The organism is Insolitispirillum peregrinum, assembly GCF_900156605.1.
In the GTDB taxonomy this organism is placed as follows: Bacteria; Pseudomonadota; Alphaproteobacteria; order Rhodospirillales; family Rhodospirillaceae; genus Insolitispirillum; species Insolitispirillum peregrinum.
Window position 1 is genome coordinate 650,243 of sequence record NZ_FTOA01000001.1, and the last position, 16,674, is coordinate 666,916.

Sequence of the window (16,674 nt, forward strand, 5' to 3'; positions counted from 1 at the left end):
AGCATCCATCGGTGCTGCCCGTCTGCGTTATCGAGCAATCTGGCTGATCATCGTCCCGGTGAGCGGAGTGGCCCCGTAACCGGGGGCATGGGCCACCGCCCGCCCAACCAAAATCAGCACCGGCCCGCCCGAGGGCGCGGTCGCCATCGGGGTACGGCCCAGATCGGTCAGCGTACAGAACTCTGTCCGCATGTCCGGGTGGGTGCCGTTTTCAATCAGGGCCACCGGCGTGTCTGCGGGCAGGCCACCATTGAGCAGTCCGCGCCGGATGATGGCGGCCTGCCGATGGCCCATGTAGATGGCCAGCGTACAGCCAGGATCACTGAAGGCCGACCAGTCGAGGGCAAGGGTTTCGATCTCACTGCGGCAACTGGCGGTCATCAGGCGCAACGAGCGGGCTTCGCCGCGATGGGTCAGCGGAATGCCCAGCGATGCGGCGACACCGATGGCGGCGCTGATGCCCGGAATGACATGAACCGGGATGTCCTGTTGCCGCAAGTATGCGGCTTCTTCGCCACCCCGGCCAAAGATGAACGGGTCACCGCCCTTCAGGCGCACAACGGTCTGGCCGCGCTGGGCGAGTGAGGCGAGGGTACGGTTGGTAAAGCTCTGGCTGACCGACGGCTGGCCTGCGCGCTTGCCGACCGGGATCAGGCGGGCTTCGCGACGGGCCAGTGCGAGGATTTCGGACGAGACGAGGGCGTCGTAAAGAATAACGTCGGCGGTCTCGATGGCGCGCACGGCGTGCAGGGTCAGCAGGCCGGGATCACCGGGACCGGCACCGACCAGCGTCACCGACCCTTGCGGCGCGCTGTCTTGTTGTTGCGCCAGTTCGTGCAGGGCAGCGCGCAGGGTGGCGATGCCTTGCTGTTCGTCCTGCTCGATGATGCGCTGGGCCAGCGGGCCGTTAAACACCTGATCCCACACCCTGACGCGGGCCTGCACCGAAGAAAAACTCTCGCGCACCTGCTGCTGGCAGGCGGCGGCGGCCATGGCGAGGCGTTCAAAGCCTTGCGGAATGGCCTTTTCCAGCCGCTGGCGAACGGTGCGCGCCAAGGCCGGAGCGGTACCGCCGGTGGACATCGCCACCACCAGCGGGCCACGGTCAAAGATGGCCGGAACGGTGAAATCGGAATGGTGGGGCCGGTCCACCGCGTTGAACAGGATGCCGTTTTCCCGGCATATCTGCTGTGCCTGAACGGTCAGCTCCTGCTGGTCGTCGGCATCAATGACCAGCAGGGCACCGTCCAGCAGCGCGGCCAGCCCGGCAACCGAGGCCGGAGGCTGTTGCCAGCCTGCGACCAGACCATCGCGCACCAGTTGCGCCACATCCGGGCCGAGATGATCGGCAATCACCAGCACGGCGGCGGCGGAGCGCAGCAGCAGGCGGATTTTGGCGGCGGCCATTTCGCCGCCCCCCAGCACCACCGCCTTGCGTCCTGCGATGGTCAGAAACAGCGGAAAGGCAGGGGCATCAGGCGGCAACGGCGGGTTTCGCATGGCGGATGATCTCCTTGATTTCGGAGACACAGGAGCCGCAGCCGGTCCCTGCTCCCAACAGTTTTCCAATCTCTTCGGCGGTGGCGGCGCGGCCCTCGGTGACGGCGGCCTGAATGGCCTTCAGCCCCACCGACAGACAGGCACACACCAGCGGCCCCTGATCCTCCCCGCTGCGGGGAGCCTGTCCGGCCAGCAGGGCCACCCGGTCTTCGGGGGCGAGCGGGTCCGTACTGGCAAACAGGGTGCTCATCCAGCCCCGGGCGACGGTCGGGCGGTCTTTGGCGATGAACAGGCTGCCTTGCAGGCGACCATCACGCAGCCAGGCAAGGCGAACGCTGGAACGGGCCTGATCCTGATACTGCAGATAATCATGCCCGGGGGCGGATTGCAGGGCGTGATGCAGGTCATTCCACTGTTCTGGCTGATCTCCGGCCAGTTCGATCACCGAGGCTCCGGTGCCGCTATGGCGACACCAATAGGGGATGGTGGCTAGTGCCGGGGGAGGCTCCGCATCGGCGGGCAAAAATAGCAGGCCGCTCCAGCGGGTGGCAAAGGGGGCGACGCTGACCGGCATGTGCTTGCTTTCCGGCTGACCGGAAAACGGATCGGCATGGGCGCTGATCAGGCGGCTGACCACCGCCTTGGCGCTGTTGCTGTCGCTCCAGTGGATGGGCAGAAAAACGTCACCCTGCCGCTGGCTGTCGCTGTGCTGGATGCGGACCAGCAGTTCCCCGTGGCGGCTGTGGACCTGTGCCAGTTGGCCGTCTTCCAGGCCATGCCGTGCGGCATCGGCGGGGTGAATCTCCAGCAATGGCTCGGGGCGGTGGGCCGACAGGCGGGGCGACAGGCCGGTGCGGGTCATGGTGTGCCACTGGTCACGATAGCGGCCAGTGTTCAGAATCAGCGGGAAATCAGCCGAGGCCTGTTCTTTCGGCAGAGCGGCGGCGACGGCCAGCATGCGGGCCTTGCCATTGGGATGAGTGAACAGGCCATCGCCATACAGGCGCGCCGTCCCGGCGGGATCGGCGGCAGTCACTGGCCACTGGATGGGGGGCATCTGGTGATAGGCGGTGGTGCTGATGGTGGCCAGTCCGCTGATATCAAAGGCCCGGCGGCCATCATTCTCAAAGCCGGACAGCCGCGCGTGCTCGCGGAAAATGTCTGCCGGGCCGTGGTAGTCAAAGGCGGCGCCATGGCCCAGCGCCGTGCCGACCGCGCTGATGATCCACCAGTCGGGGCGGGCTTCGCCGGGCAGGGGCAGAAACGGGCGCTGGCGCGAGATGCGGCGCTCGGAATTGGTGACGGTGCCGTCCTTTTCCCCCCATGCCGCGGCGGGCAGGGTGATATGGGCATGGCGCAGGGTATCGGTGCTGTCGATCACATCGGAAACCACCACCGTCGGGCAACGGGCGAGGGCGTCGCGCACCATATCGGACTCTGGCAGGCTGACGGCGGGGTTGGTGGCCATCACCCACAGGAATTTGATGCGGCCATCGTGGATGGCGCGAAACATGTCGATGGCTTTCAGACCTTCCCCGACCCTCAGCGCCGGAGCCTGCCAAAACCGGCCCAGACGCTCGACGTCTGCCGGGTCGTTGGGGTTCATGTGGGCGGCCAGTTGATTGGCGAGGCCGCCGACTTCGCGCCCCCCCATGGCATTGGGCTGGCCGGTGACGGAAAACGGCGTGCTGCCGGGCTTGCCCACCCGCCCGGTAGCCAGATGGCAGTTCAGGATGGCGTTGACCTTGTCGCTGCCCTGACTGGACTGGTTGACCCCCTGCGAAAAGACCGTCACCGTCCGTGCGGTGGTGGCAAAGGCTTGATAGAACGCCAGAACGGCCTCGACGGAAAGCTGGCAGTGGCGGGCAACGGTGGCAATGTCACCCGCTTCGGTCCGGGCGGTGGCAAAGGCCTGTTCAGCGCCGTCAACGTGGGCGGTCAGATAGTCGGGGGAGATGGCGTTCTGCTGTTCCAGATAGGCGAGCAGGCCATTGAACAGCATCACGTCACTGCCGGGGGCGAGCGGCAAATGCAGGTCGGCGGTATCGCACGACGCACTCCGGCGCGGATCAATGACAATCAGCCGGGTGCCGCGCTGGCGTTGGGCGTGCAGCAGGCGTTGATGCAGCACCGGATGGCACCACGCGAGGTTGGAGCCGACCAGCAGCACCAGCTCGGCCAGTTCAATGTCTTCGTAGGAGCCGGGGACAACATCGGCCCCAAAAGCGCGCTTGTGGCCGACCACCGTCGAGGCCATACACAGGCGGGAATTGGTGTCGATATGCGGACTGCCGACAAAGCCCTTCAGCAGCTTGTTGGCGACATAATAGTCTTCGGTCAGCAACTGGCCCGAGACGTAAAAGGCAACGGCAGAAGGGCCATACTGGTCCAGCGTCTCCTGCAACCGGCTGGCAACGGCCTCAACAGCTTCCGACCACGGTCGGCGCTGGCCGTCAACGGTCGGGTACAACAGGCGGCCTTCGGGACGCAGGGTTTCGGTCAGGGCGCTGCCCTTGGAACACAGGCGGCCAAGGTTGGCCGGATGCGAGGCGTCGCCGCCGACGCTCCAGCCGGTGCGGCCCTCGGTCACGACCACACCGCACCCGACGCCGCAATAGGGGCAGGTGGTGCAGGTCTCAGTCATGCGTACAGCCTCCGGCAGAGGGCGTGTAGCCGATGAAAACCTGCCCGCCGTCCAGCCGCAGCGGGATATGCCCGGCACAGCCCTCGTCCGGACCCTGAGCCTCGCCCGAGGCCAGATCAATCACCCATGAATGCAGCGGGCAGGTCACCCGCCGACCATGGACGATCCCCTGCGACAGCGGCCCGTGCTTGTGCGGACAGCGGTCAACCAGCGCGAACACCTCGTCATGGATGGTGCGGAACAGGGCAATCGGGGTGTCGCCCAGTGTCAGCGTGCGGGAGCCTTGCTGCGGAATGGCGTCGATGGTGCCAACGTTGATCCAGGTCATTGCAATGGTCATCGGATTTACTCCGCAGCAAGGGGATGCGAGGGGGACAGGGGAGCGAATTCATGGGCATCAACCCGGCCCTCGGCGCGGGCCTGCCACGGATCATCCTGCGAGACGCTTTGCGAGTGCAGGAAGCGCTGGTACAGGGCGGCACGGTTTTCGGCGTCCTCGACAATTGCCTGCCGGACCGGCTCCAGACCGATGCGCTCGATCCATGGCGCGGTGCGCTCCAGATAACGGGCCTGCTCGCGGTACATCTGCACAAAAGCCCCGCAGTATTCCTTGACCTCGTCGGTGGTGGACACCTTGCACAGCAGATCGGTGGCGCGGACGTGAATGCCGCCGTTGCCGCCGACGTGCAGTTCCCAGCCGCTATCGACCGCCACCACCCCAAAGTCCTTGATGGTGGCTTCGGCGCAGTTGCGCGGGCAGCCGGAGACGGCCATCTTGAACTTGTGCGGCATCCACGAGCCCCAGGTCATTTTTTCCAGCTCGACGCCCATGTCCATCGACCGCTGGGTGCCAAAGCGGCACCATTCGGCCCCGACGCAGGTCTTGACCGTGCGCAGCGACTTGCCATAGGCGTGACCAGAGACCATCCCGGCGGCGTTCAGGTCAGCCCAGACGGCGGGCAGGTCTTCCTTGCGGACTCCCAGCAGGTCGATGCGCTGGCCGCCGGTAACCTTGACGGTCGGGATGCTGAACTTTTCGGCCACATCGGCAATGGCCCGCAACTCGGCGGGATTCGTCAGGCCACCCCACATGCGCGGGATCACCGAATAGGTGCCGTCCTTCTGGATGTTGGCGTGGACGCGCTCGTTGATGAAGCGGCTGGGGCCGTGATCCTGATACTCGGTCGGCCAGGCGCACAGCAGGTAATAGTTCAGCGCCGGGCGGCAGACGTGACAGCCGTCGGGGGTGCTCCATTCCAGTGCCTGCATCACGGCGGCCTGTGACTTCAGGCCACGGGCGACGATTTCCCGCCGAACGTGGTCGTGATCGTGCGAGGTACAGCCGCACAGGGGTTTACGGTCGGCGGCCTGATAGCCATCGCCCAGCGTTGCCACCAGAATGCTTTCCACCAGCCCCGCGCACGACCCGCACGAGGCCGAGGCCTTGGTGTGGGCCTTGACTTCATCAAGGGTGGTCAGGCCCTTTTCGGTGATCGCCGAAACAATGGTGCCCTTGCACACGCCGTTGCAGCCGCAGATTTCCGCATCATCGGACAGGGCGGCAACGGCCTGCTTAGGGTTTCCGCTGGTGTCTCCGGCAAAGGCCGGGCCAAAGATCAGGGTGTCGCGGTGGGCGGTCACGTCTTCGCCCGCGCGCAGCAACTGGAAATACCAGCCGCCATCGGCGGTATCGCCGTACAGGACTGCGCCCTTGATGGTATTGCCGTGCAGGACGATCCGCTTGTACACGCCGCGCCCGGCATCGCGGAACACGATGTCTTCGGTGCCGTCGCCACCGGAAAAATCACCGGCTGAAAACACGTCGATCCCGGTGACTTTCAGCTTGGTCGAGGTGGCGGCGGGCTGGTAGCCCGCGGTATCCCGTCCCGCCAGACGGTCGGCCAGAACCTTCGCCATCTCATACAGCGGGGCGACCAGCCCGTGGCACTGACCGCGGTGCTCGACGCATTCGCCGACCGCCGAAATGGCCGGGTCCGAGGTGCTCATCAGGTCATCGACCACAATGCCCCGGTTGACGGTCAGGCCACAGTCTTTGGCCAGCGTGGTTTGCGGCCGGATGCCCACGGCCATCACCACCAGATCGGCGGGCAGTTCGCGCCCGTCGTGCAGGCGGACGGCGGTAACGTGGCTGTCGCCGACGATTTCGGCGGTGTTGGCTTCGGTCAGAACGGTCAGGCCGCGCTGTTGCAGGGCAGAGGACAGCAGATAGCCCGCCGACGGGTCGAGTTGCCGTTCCATCAGGTGCCCGGCGAGGTGAATGATCGTCACCTGCATGCCACGCCCTTGCAGGCCGGCAGCGGCTTCCAGACCCAGCAGGCCGCCGCCGATCACCACCGCATGGCCGCCCTTGCTGGCCGCAGCCAGCATCGCCTCCACGTCTTCGACATCGCGGAAACCGACCACCCCCGGCAGGGTGTGGCCCGGAACAGGAATAACGATCGGCTGCGAGCCGGTTGCCAGCAGCAGGTGGTCATAGGAAACGGTTTTGCCATCGCGGCTGGTAACGGTCTTTTGGACGCGGTCGATGGCAACCACCGGGTCGCCACTGATCAGGGTGATGTCGTTGTCCCGGTACCATTCGGCAGTATTGATGACGATCTCATCAAAGCATTTTTCGCCCGCCAGCAGCGGCGACAGCATGATGCGGTTATAGTTCACGCGCGGCTCGGCGCCAAAGACGGTGATCTGATACTGACCGGGGGCACGGTTCAGCAGGTCTTCGACGGTGCGCATGCCAGCCATGCCGTTTCCGACGACAACGAGATGCGGGCGTTGTGAAGAGGGCTGGGACATCTGTTTTGTCTCCTGCGGGCTGTTCCGGCATCGCGGCTCGGTGGACAGCGACCAAAAACAAAAAAGCGCCCGACACGGTTTCTCTGTCAGGGACAGAAAAACAGGGTCGGACGCCATCATCCGGGAGAGGCCCCGTCATTGGGACCTGCTGTATGAAAAAGATGAGCAACGCTGCTCTGCGGTTATCTAAGCATATTTCATGCCAGAGCGATTATGGTATTGATAATATTGGATAGTGAAGCGTAGGAGGGCCTGCGGAGGGTGGGGCGATGCTGTTTTTTGACTATTTATCAGGCTTTGTTGCCATGAGAGACCATTAAATGGGCATCTCAGTTTATCATTCTGATAAATAAAGTATTTTTTTTGGTTTCGTGTGCGTTGCCGCATCGCACGCCTGCTAGAAATGATTAAAAAATAGTCTTACTGCATGCATGTCCATTTTATGGGCTTTATGCGTCCGGCGGTGATCGGCCCTATGGAAAACCCTGTATTCCCAAGGAGATAAAATTTTTCCGGGGCTGTGGTGCATCTTCTGGCATAAGGCATGCATTGAGAACCGCACTGCACCGATGAAGGTGCTCCGTAATTTCTGGCCCGCAGATGGGCCGTTTGGCAAAGCCGCCAGTGATAAGGGAAGCCGTTCCGCTTTCCTGTTCGCTGGCGGCTTTTTTGTCTTCTGCGTCCGTTCCGGACGGCATCATGGAGCGAACAGATCATGCGCGATATTTCCCGTTCTTCTGCGCTGGCACGTCGTCAGGTTCTGCGGCTGGCGGCGGCGGCACTGGTGGCGGCGGCCTGCGGCCTGAGCCCGCTGGCTGCCGCAGCCGAGGCCCTGAAGCTGGAAAAGGATGAGCTGAAGTTCGGCTTCATCAAGCTGACTGACATGGCTCCGCTGGCCGTGGCCTATGAAAAGGGCTATTTCGAAGACGAAGGGCTGTCCGTCACCCTCGAGCCACAGGCCAACTGGAAAGTGCTGCTCGACCGGGTGATTTCCGGTGAACTGGACGGGGCGCACATGCTGGCCGGTCAGCCGCTAGGCGCGGCGGTGGGCATCGGGACGCAGGCCGACATCATCACCGCTTTTTCGATGGACCTGAACGGCAACGGCATCACCGTGTCGAACGAGGTGTGGGAGCTGATGAAGCCGCATCTGCCCAAGGGGCCGGACGGCAAGGTTCTGCACCCGATCAAGGCCGATGCCCTGAAGCCGGTGATCGAAAAGTTCCGGGCTGAAGGCAAGACCTTCACCATGGGGATGGTGTTCCCGGTCTCGACTCACAACTATGAGCTGCGCTATTGGCTGGCGGCTGGTGGCATCAACCCCGGCCTGTACTCGCCGACCGATGTGTCGGGCCAGATTCAGGCCGACGCCCTGCTGTCGGTGACGCCGCCGCCGCAGATGCCGGCCACGATGGAAGCCGGGACGATCTCGGGCTATTGCGTCGGCGAGCCGTGGAACCAGCAGGCGGTGGTCAAGGGCATCGGCGTGCCGGTGGTGACCGACTATGAAATCTGGAAGAACAATCCGGAAAAAGTGTTCGGCGTGACCGCCAAGTGGGCCGAGCAGAACCCGAACACCCATCTGGCGGTGGTCAAGGCCCTGATCCGGGCGGCGATGTGGCTGGATGCCGACAACAACGCCAACCGCAAGGAAGCGGTCTCGATCCTCGCCAAGTCGCAGTATGTCGGTGCCGATGCGGCGGTGATCGCCAATTCGATGACCGGCACCTTTGAATACGAAAAAGGCGACAAGCGCGAGGTGCCTGATTTCAACGTGTTCTTCCGCCACTTTGCCAACTACCCCTACTATTCCGATGCGGTCTGGTACCTGACCCAGATGCGCCGTTGGGGCCAGATTGCCGACGCCAAACCCGATAGCTGGTATCTGGATGCGGCCAGAAAGGTCTATCGCCCGGAAATCTTCCTGAAGGCCGCAAAGATGCTGGTGGCCGAGGGTAAGGCCAAGGCCGAAGATTTCCCGATGGACAGCGATGGCTTCCGCGCCCCGACCTCGGATTTCATCGACGGCAAAACCTATGATGGCCGCAAGCCGAATGCCTACATCGACAGCCTGAACATCGGCCTGAAGGGGTCGCAGACCGTTCAGGCGGCGAAATAACAGCCGGTATGCGAGGGAGAGGGATCATGAACAGCGCATCGAAAACCGTTGATACGTCTCAGTCCACCGAACAGGCCGCACGCGAGCAGCGCAAGGCGCGCAGGGCGGCAACGCTGAACCGGGTGGGGAAAGGGCTGTCGATGGTCGGCCTTGGGTGGATCGAGCCGATCCTGAAAATTGCCGCCGGAGACAACCCGCAGGAGCAGGTGAAAAGCCTGTGGCAACAGCTAGGCATTCCGCTGGCAGCCATTGGCCTGTTCCTGATGCTGTGGAGCATGACCGCACCGCTGGTCAACACCAGCCTGGGAACCATTCCCGGCCCGTCGGCGATGTGGGAACAGGTGACGGTTCTCTATGCCGACCATCAGGCGCAGCGGGCGAAGGAAACCGCCTTTGATCTGCGGCAGGCCGAGAAAAAGGCCGACGCCGTCAGCAAGGGCGAAGAGTACAAAACGCACCAGTATACCGGCAAGCCGACCTATCTCGACCAGATTGCCACCAGCCTGAAAACGGTGTTCATGGGCTTTGTGCTGGCCAGTGTGGTTGCCATTCCGCTGGGGGTGTTCTGTGGTCTGTCGCCGACGGTCAATGCGGCGCTGAACCCGCTGATCCAGATTTTCAAGCCGGTCTCTCCGCTGGCCTGGCTGCCGATTGTGACCATGGTGGTCAGTGCGCTGTATGTGTCGGCTGATCCGATGTTCGAGAAGTCCTTTGTGACCTCGGCTGTCACCGTCACCCTCTGTTCGTTGTGGCCGACGCTGATCAACACCGCTGTCGGGGTGGCCTCGATCGACAAGGACCTGATGAACGTTGGCCGGGTCCTGCAACTGAAATGGTCGACCAAGATCACCAAACTGGTTCTGCCGTCCTCGCTACCCTACATCTTTACCGGCCTGCGCCTGTCGCTGGGGGTGGGCTGGATGGTGCTGATTGCCGCTGAAATGCTGGCGCAGAACCCGGGGCTGGGGAAATTTGTCTGGGACGAGTTCCAGAACGGCTCTTCGGCCTCGCTGGCGCGGATCATGGTGGCAGTGTTCACCATTGGCATCATCGGCTTCCTGCTCGACCGGGTGATGTACGCCCTGCAAAGCACCTTTACCCGCTCGGCGACCCGCTAACAAGTGTATTTGACCGGAGGCTGTTCCATGTCGTTTCTCGAGCTTCAGAATGTTTCCAAGTCCTATGGCCGCGGGTCGGCGCGCAGCGATGTGCTGAGCGGGATTTCCCTGTCAATCGAACAGGGCGAGTTCGTGGCCATTGTCGGTTTTTCCGGCTCGGGCAAAACGACGCTGATGTCGTTGATTGCCGGGCTGATCATGCCGGATACCGGGACGATCACCGTCAACGGCCAGCCGGTCAAGGGGCCGGGACCAGATCGCGGGCTGGTGTTCCAGAGCTATTCCCTGATGCCGTGGCTGACGGTGCGCGGCAATATTGCGCTGGCGGTCGATGCGGTGTTCCCGTCGTGGAGCAAGCCGCAGCGGGCCGCACATGTTGACAAGTACATTGCGATGGTCAGCCTGTCGCACGCCGCCGAACGCTATCCTGCCGAGCTGTCGGGCGGGATGCGCCAGCGCGTATCGGTGGCGCGGGCTCTGGCGATGAGCCCCGATATCCTGTTGCTGGATGAACCGCTGTCGGCGCTGGATGCGCTGACCCGCTCGAAATTGCAGGACGAGATCGAGGATATCTGGCGGACGGAAAAAAAGACGGTGATCCTGATCACCAACGATGTGGACGAGGCCATTTTGCTGGCCGACCGCATTATCCCGCTCAATCCGGGGCCAAAGGCTACGCTGGGGCCGTCGTTCCCGGTCAAGCTCGACCGTCCGCGCGACCGGACCGCGATGAACAGCGATGATGATTTCAAGGCGCTGCGGCGCGATGTGACCTCGTACCTGCTGCAAGCCGGGGCGCAGGCCGCCCGCACAGACAGCAGCGGCCTGCAACTGCCCGACCTGTCGCCGATCCTGCCGTCTGAACAAGGGGTTGCCGGGGTGCCCAGGGCGACCAAACCCAGCCAGGTGCTGGACGGCTTTGTCGAATTTACGCGGGTGAAAAAGATTTATGCCACCCCCAAGGGACCGTTGACGGTGGTCGATGGTTTCGACCTGAAGATGAAGCGCGGCGAGTTCATTTCGCTGATTGGTCATTCCGGCTGCGGCAAATCGACTGTGCTGTCGATGGTGGCCGGGCTGTCGGATATTTCCTCGGGCGGGATCATTCTCGATGGCAAGGAAGTGATCGACGCCGGGCCGGATCGGGCGGTGGTGTTCCAGTCGCCCAGCCTGTTCCCGTGGCTGTCGGCGCTGGAAAACGTCATGCTGGGGGTGGAGCGGGTGTTCCCCCACGGGTCGGCCCGCGAGCGCGAAGACATTTCCCGCTATTACCTGTCGCGGGTTGGTCTGGAAGACGCGATGGACAAAAAGGCCGCCGACATGTCGAACGGCATGCGGCAGCGGGTCGGCATTGCCCGTGCCTTTGCCCTGAAGCCCAAGCTGCTGTTGCTGGATGAACCGTTCGGTATGCTGGACTCGCTGACCCGCTGGGAATTGCAGGACGTGCTGATGGATGTCTGGTCGAAAACGCAGGTGACGGCCATTTGCGTCACCCACGATGTTGACGAAGCCATCTTGCTGGCCGACCGGGTGGTGATGATGACCAACGGCCCGCATGCCCGGATCGGCAAGATCATGGATGTCAGGCTGCCCCGACCCCGGACGCGCAAGGGGCTGTTGGAGCACGACAGCTATTACAGCTATCGCGAAGAGCTGCTGTCGTTCCTCGAAGAGTACGAAAAGGGCGGAAAGCACCACAAGGTTGCCTGAGGGGTGCTCTGTGGACGATGGCCGGGTGGTCTTTCTGTTCGGGCTTGGGTACAGTACTGAAATTACAGGGAGGACAGGCCCTTTCTCTCCTGTCCCAAGCCATGGCTGATCGGAATAATGGATCAAAATCTCTCTATTCTGGTGATTGATGAAGACCCGGACCGCGCCGCCATCGTCGAGCGGGGGCTGGTTGAGTCCGGCTATACCCGGGTGGCCAAAATCGGCACCACCCTTAATCTGGTCAGCCGCATTCAGGCGTTGGCCCCTGACGTGATCATCATTGATCTGGAAAACCCCGACCGTGATACGCTGGAACAGATGTTTCAGGTGTCCCGCGCCATTCAGCGGCCGATTGCGATGTTTGTCGGCCAGAGTGACGGTGACATGATCAGGGCCTCGGTTGAGGCCGGGGTCAGTGCCTATGTGGTTGACGGCTTGCGGTCGGAACGGATCAAGCCGATTGTCGAAATGGCAATCAGCCGCTTTGAGGCCTTTGACGCCCTGCGGCGCGAGCGGGATGAAGCTCAGGCCAAGCTCGCTGACCGCAAGACCATTGAAAAGGCAAAAGGCCTGCTGATGAAGACCAAGGGACTGGACGAAGAGCAAGCCTATGCCGCCCTGCGGCGAACCGCGATGCAGCAAAACCGGCGACTGGTCGATATTGCGCACAGTGTGATTATCGCATTCCAGATGGATATCTGAGGAAAGGTTGATCCCGATGACCTCCGCCGCTTTGACCCCCGTCCGGTGTGGCTTTGTTCCCCTGATTGACTGCGCCCTGCCGGTGATTGCGCACGAGCAGGGCTTTGCCGAGCAGCAGGGGCTGGCGCTGGAGCTGGTCCGTGAAGCCTCGTGGGCGGCCATCCGTGACAAGGTGGCCTTTGGCGTGCTGGATGCGGCGCATTTGCTGGCCGGTATTCCGCTGGCCTGTGCGGTCGGGGCGGCGCGAGCGCCGCAGGTCGGAATGCTGGCCCTGATGGCGTTAGGGCGGGGCGGCAACAGCATTACGGTGTCCAGCGCGTTGTACCAGCGGATGGTCGAAGCCGATCCGGTCGCCATGGCTGGTCCACGGGCGCAATCGGCGCAGGCGCTGCGCAAGGTGATCGACGCCGACCGGGCGGCAGGGCATCCGCCGCTGTCGTTTGCGACGGTGTTTCCGGTCTCCAGCCATAATTTCGAGCTGCGCTACTGGCTGGCATCGGCAGGGATTGACCCTGACCTTGACCTGAATCTAGGCATCATTGCACCGCCCCGGATGGTGGAAAGTCTGGCGTTGGGTCATATCGACGGCTATTGCGTCGGGGAACCGTGGGGGCAACGGGCGGTTGCCAAGGGGGTCGGGGCCATCATTGCCACCAAAAGCGACCTGTTTCCGGCGGCCCCGGAAAAGGTGCTGGGGGTGCGCACGGCATGGGCCGAGCAACAGGGCGACGTCGCCGAAAAGCTGATCCGTGCCTTTGTCCTGGCAGCGCAATGGGCCGATGATCCTGACAACCGGGAAACTCTGGCGGCATTGCTGGCGCGCGAGGACTATCTGGGGCAATCGGATGCGGCCATTCTGGCGTCCTTGCGCGGCGAGGTCATTTTACGGGCTGGCGAACCTGCGACGGTGCTTCCCGGCCCACACGTCTTTTATCACTGGCAGGCGACGTTTCCCTGGCTGTCGCACGGGCACTGGCTGATGGCCCAGATGCAGCGATGGGGTTTGTGGAGCGGTGATCTGGCCGAGCGGGCACGGATCGTGTCGTCGGTCTATCGACCGGACCTCTATCGGCGGGCTGTGGCTCCGTTGGGCATTCCGCTGCCGGTGGAGGACATGCGGGTGGAGGGCGGTCATTTACAACCATTCCAGAGTCCTGCCGAGGGTGGCGGAATGATTGATCTCGGCCCGGATACCTTCATGGATGGTCGTCTGTTCGACCCGGCCCGTTCCCCCGTCTGATCCTGCCCTATCCGGTGGGGTGAGGGCTGGCGGACCCTGCCATGCGTTTTCTGCGCCCACCCATGCGCCGGGCGCAGTTGCGGCAGGCGCGGGGGGCCTATGCGCAATTTCTGCGTTCCTTTCCCGACCATTTCAGGTCAAATGTCAGGGCTTGCAAAAGCTGCAGGACGGGCGGACCATTTCCCTACCTGATGGGGTGGGTTGCGTCGGTGGCTCCAGGGCGGGAGAAGTTATGGAACTGGCACGCTGCGACTTTCTGAATTTGGCGTCGGCACGGAGCGTCTTTTGCGAGGATTACGCAGAAGCCCGACGGGCGTTTCTGGCTGCTGCTGACGGGGCCGGGCTGACGGTTGACAGTCGGGCGCATCCCAAACGCGGACCGCATGGCGAGGCGCTGGCGTGCGATGTGGTGTGGATTGGCCCTCGTGCAGCCCGGCGGGTGCTGGTGCTGATGGCCGGGACCCATGGCGTCGAAGGCTTTTGCGGCTCGGCCATTCTGACCGACTGGGTGATGGGCGGTGGTGCCGACCGTCTGCCCGACGGGGTGGCGGTGCTGTTGATCCATGCGATCAATCCGCACGGCTTTGCCTGGCTGCGCCGCGTCACCGAGGACGGGGTGGACCTGAACCGCAACTTCATCGATTTTTCCGAACCCTTGCCCGCCGATGAAGGCTATGGCGATCTGGCCGAGGCATTGATTGCCGAAGCCCAGACCAGCCCCGACTGGCAGGCCTTGCAACAGTATCAGCTTCAGCGCGGGCGGATGGGGCTGGAAAATGCCATCACCTCGGGACAGTATTCTCATCCCGACGGCCTGTTTTATGGTGGCAAGGCTCCCACCTGGTCGCGGCGGACGCTGGAATCCGTCAGTGCCGACTATGGGCTGGCCGATCGGTCCGGGCTGTGCGTGATTGATTTGCACACCGGCCTTGGTCCCTATGGTTATGGGGAACTTATTTGTGACCATCCCCCCGCCAGCAAGCCGGTCAGCTATGCCCGCCAGTGGTTCGGCGACAGTGTGACCGAGCCGCTGTGCGGCACCTCGACCTCTGGCCCCAAGCGCGGCCTGACCGATTATTTCTGGCATCAACTGGTCGAAGATCGCGGCTGTATGCTGACGCTGGAGTTTGGCACCTATCCGTTTGACGAAATCCTGACCGCCCTGTGCGCTGACCACTGGCTGCATGCACAAGGCGGGATCGACTGGTCGGCCCCGCACGCGCGCGCGATCAAGACCCGCCTGCGCCATGCGTTCTATCCGGCGCAGGCCGACTGGCAGGAAATGGTGCTGTTCCGGGGGCGGCAAGTGGTCCGCCACGCGCTGGCCGGTCTGGCCTCGCTGGTGTCGTGGTAACAGGGAAGGATCGGATGATGAGTGACAGGCAGCCTCAAAGCGTCTTTCAGGCCTATGAACGGGCCGGGTTTGGCGCTGAAAGTGGTCTGGCGGCGTTGCACCGGGCCTCGACCGGCTGGCAGGAGGTGCCGTTTGCGCCGTCCCTGCGCCTGCCGGGGATGGCGCACGACGAGGCAGCCGCAGCGGCTCTGATCCGTCGGCGTCCGGCCGGGCGTCTGCGGCGGGCGCTGGGCTGGTTGCTGCGGCGAGCGCGGCGATAGGGCAATGAGGAAGCCGTGGGGGCAGCTTCCTCATTGCCTTGAATGCGAAAGACACAGGGTTTTCTGACGGATTGTCAAAGCTTTGGTTTTATCGGGTATACAAGTTTCTTGTCGCTGTTGAGGGCAATCGGTGAGTTGTATTCTTTCGGGTCGTTCTTTTTCCAGTCGAGTAGGAAAATACCTTCCTGCATGGCCCAATAAAAATGCGTGAGTGTCCCCTTGTTATTGATAATAACAGATTCCATGTAGCTTTTCATATTATCAATAATTATTTTTAATTCTGATAGAGATCCATGATCGCATTTTGCAAAAATTTCTGAATTGATGATTCTTTCCATCATGCATACAGAATTTGTGACGCAGTTGAATATTTTTATGTTATCCATACCATACCATGCATACATGGGTTTTTGGTTTATTTCTGTAATAATATTGCTTCTCAGCTCCATTACCTTCTGGTGGGCTATCTGATATTGTCCTTCTGAAATCCGGACACTGATGACGCGGCGTGTCGGGTCAGAAAACATCAGCGCATCATCCCACCATTTACCAGGTAACGTTCCCTTGGCTTTGAGATGGGTGCTTTTGGTAAAGCTGCCCAAAAGATTTTCGGGATTGAAACCTGCGACGACCCTTTCAATTGAGGCGGGATCAAGAGTCCGTCGTTCGTTCTGTCCTCCGGGGTCGGAAACGATAACTTTTTGCCTTGATACAAACATGGAAAAATGACCTGCATAGCAGGCGGCAATCGATTGCACCAAGGCACGCACTGATAGCCGACGGAGGAACGTTACCCCTTGCCCAAGGCTTTTCGCGTAATCCAGTACGTTCATGTAGCCGGATTTTCCGGATTTGTGGTAATCCCTTAGAAAATTCTTGATGAGAAGATCATTTGCAATCCAGTTGGACATGAACATTGATCTTGGTGACAATAGATTTATGCCAATTTTCTGGCTTTGAACTGCGATGAATCCTATTTCGTATATATATTCTATTTTTTCTCTGTCATTGCTGTATGGGCTTGCGCCTAGCTGCCTTGCCAGCATCTGTAGCCGCGTTGCGGCGGTGTGATTTGTGGTCTGCTGTGGTGTTATACCCATTTCTTATCCTGTCACTCAAGAGATCGGTGCCTGAGATTTTTGTTGTATAAGAAAATGCGTCGCTGCAGATGACTTCACCTGCCCGGGATTTCCTCTTGGCATCCATAGAATGT

Annotated in this window: 12 protein-coding genes; 7 read left to right on the top strand and 5 right to left on the bottom strand. The window is 61.9% G+C overall.

Going from position 1 to position 16,674, the window contains the following annotated elements; all coding sequences use genetic code 11:
• Positions 1-27 precede the first annotated feature (27 nt).
• From cysG to nirB, 4 genes are read right to left on the bottom strand one after another with little or no spacing between them, the layout of a single operon-like run.
• Positions 28-1,500 carry a siroheme synthase CysG gene (cysG, locus tag BW995_RS02725; protein ID WP_076398620.1) on the bottom strand — a complete coding sequence of 491 codons (1,473 nt, stop codon included), beginning with the start codon at positions 1,498-1,500 and terminating at the stop codon, positions 28-30.
• Entirely contained in the window at positions 1,475-4,144 is a 2,670-nt protein-coding gene (locus BW995_RS02730) for a nitrate reductase (RefSeq protein ID WP_076398622.1), read from the bottom strand. The genes cysG and BW995_RS02730 overlap by 26 nt, the downstream gene beginning before the upstream one ends.
• Complete coding sequence (gene nirD, locus BW995_RS02735; RefSeq protein WP_076398623.1) at positions 4,137-4,484, bottom strand: nitrite reductase small subunit NirD; 348 nt, start codon at positions 4,482-4,484, stop codon at positions 4,137-4,139. Before nirD ends, BW995_RS02730 begins: the two co-directional genes overlap by 8 nt.
• Positions 4,485-4,489: 5 nt before the next feature.
• The gene (nirB, locus tag BW995_RS02740; RefSeq protein WP_076398625.1) at positions 4,490-6,958 is read right to left on the bottom strand and encodes a nitrite reductase large subunit NirB; all 2,469 of its coding nucleotides are present in this window, start codon (positions 6,956-6,958) and stop codon (positions 4,490-4,492) included.
• A gap of 715 nt (positions 6,959-7,673) precedes the next feature.
• Between nirB and BW995_RS02745 the strand changes: the two genes are divergently transcribed.
• From BW995_RS02745 to BW995_RS02775, 7 genes are all read left to right on the top strand, one after another.
• Positions 7,674-9,077: a CmpA/NrtA family ABC transporter substrate-binding protein gene (locus BW995_RS02745; protein ID WP_076398626.1), complete on the top strand. Its 1,404-nt coding sequence runs from the start codon at positions 7,674-7,676 to the stop codon at positions 9,075-9,077.
• A gap of 26 nt (positions 9,078-9,103) precedes the next feature.
• On the top strand, positions 9,104-10,195 hold the full coding sequence (locus tag BW995_RS02750; protein ID WP_076398627.1) for an ABC transporter permease: 1,092 nt from the start codon (positions 9,104-9,106) through the stop codon (positions 10,193-10,195).
• Between the two features lie 27 nt (positions 10,196-10,222).
• A complete protein-coding gene (locus BW995_RS02755; protein ID WP_076398628.1) occupies positions 10,223-11,905 on the top strand; it encodes an ABC transporter ATP-binding protein in 1,683 nt (560 codons plus the stop codon).
• 117 nt (positions 11,906-12,022) lie between these two features.
• Positions 12,023-12,607 carry an ANTAR domain-containing response regulator gene (locus tag BW995_RS02760; RefSeq protein WP_076398630.1) on the top strand — a complete coding sequence of 195 codons (585 nt, stop codon included), beginning with the start codon at positions 12,023-12,025 and terminating at the stop codon, positions 12,605-12,607.
• A gap of 16 nt (positions 12,608-12,623) precedes the next feature.
• Positions 12,624-13,847 (top strand): CmpA/NrtA family ABC transporter substrate-binding protein, encoded by a 1,224-nt coding sequence (locus BW995_RS02765; RefSeq protein ID WP_076398632.1) that lies wholly within the window; start codon positions 12,624-12,626, stop codon positions 13,845-13,847.
• A gap of 232 nt (positions 13,848-14,079) precedes the next feature.
• Positions 14,080-15,201 carry a M14 family metallopeptidase gene (locus tag BW995_RS02770; protein WP_076398633.1) on the top strand — a complete coding sequence of 374 codons (1,122 nt, stop codon included), beginning with the start codon at positions 14,080-14,082 and terminating at the stop codon, positions 15,199-15,201.
• A gap of 14 nt (positions 15,202-15,215) precedes the next feature.
• Positions 15,216-15,461 carry a hypothetical protein gene (locus tag BW995_RS02775; protein WP_139332723.1) on the top strand — a complete coding sequence of 82 codons (246 nt, stop codon included), beginning with the start codon at positions 15,216-15,218 and terminating at the stop codon, positions 15,459-15,461.
• Between the two features lie 74 nt (positions 15,462-15,535).
• Here BW995_RS02775 and BW995_RS02780 read toward each other — a convergent pair whose 3' ends face one another.
• Positions 15,536-16,561 carry a hypothetical protein gene (locus tag BW995_RS02780; protein ID WP_076398636.1) on the bottom strand — a complete coding sequence of 342 codons (1,026 nt, stop codon included), beginning with the start codon at positions 16,559-16,561 and terminating at the stop codon, positions 15,536-15,538.
• Positions 16,562-16,674 lie beyond the last annotated feature (113 nt).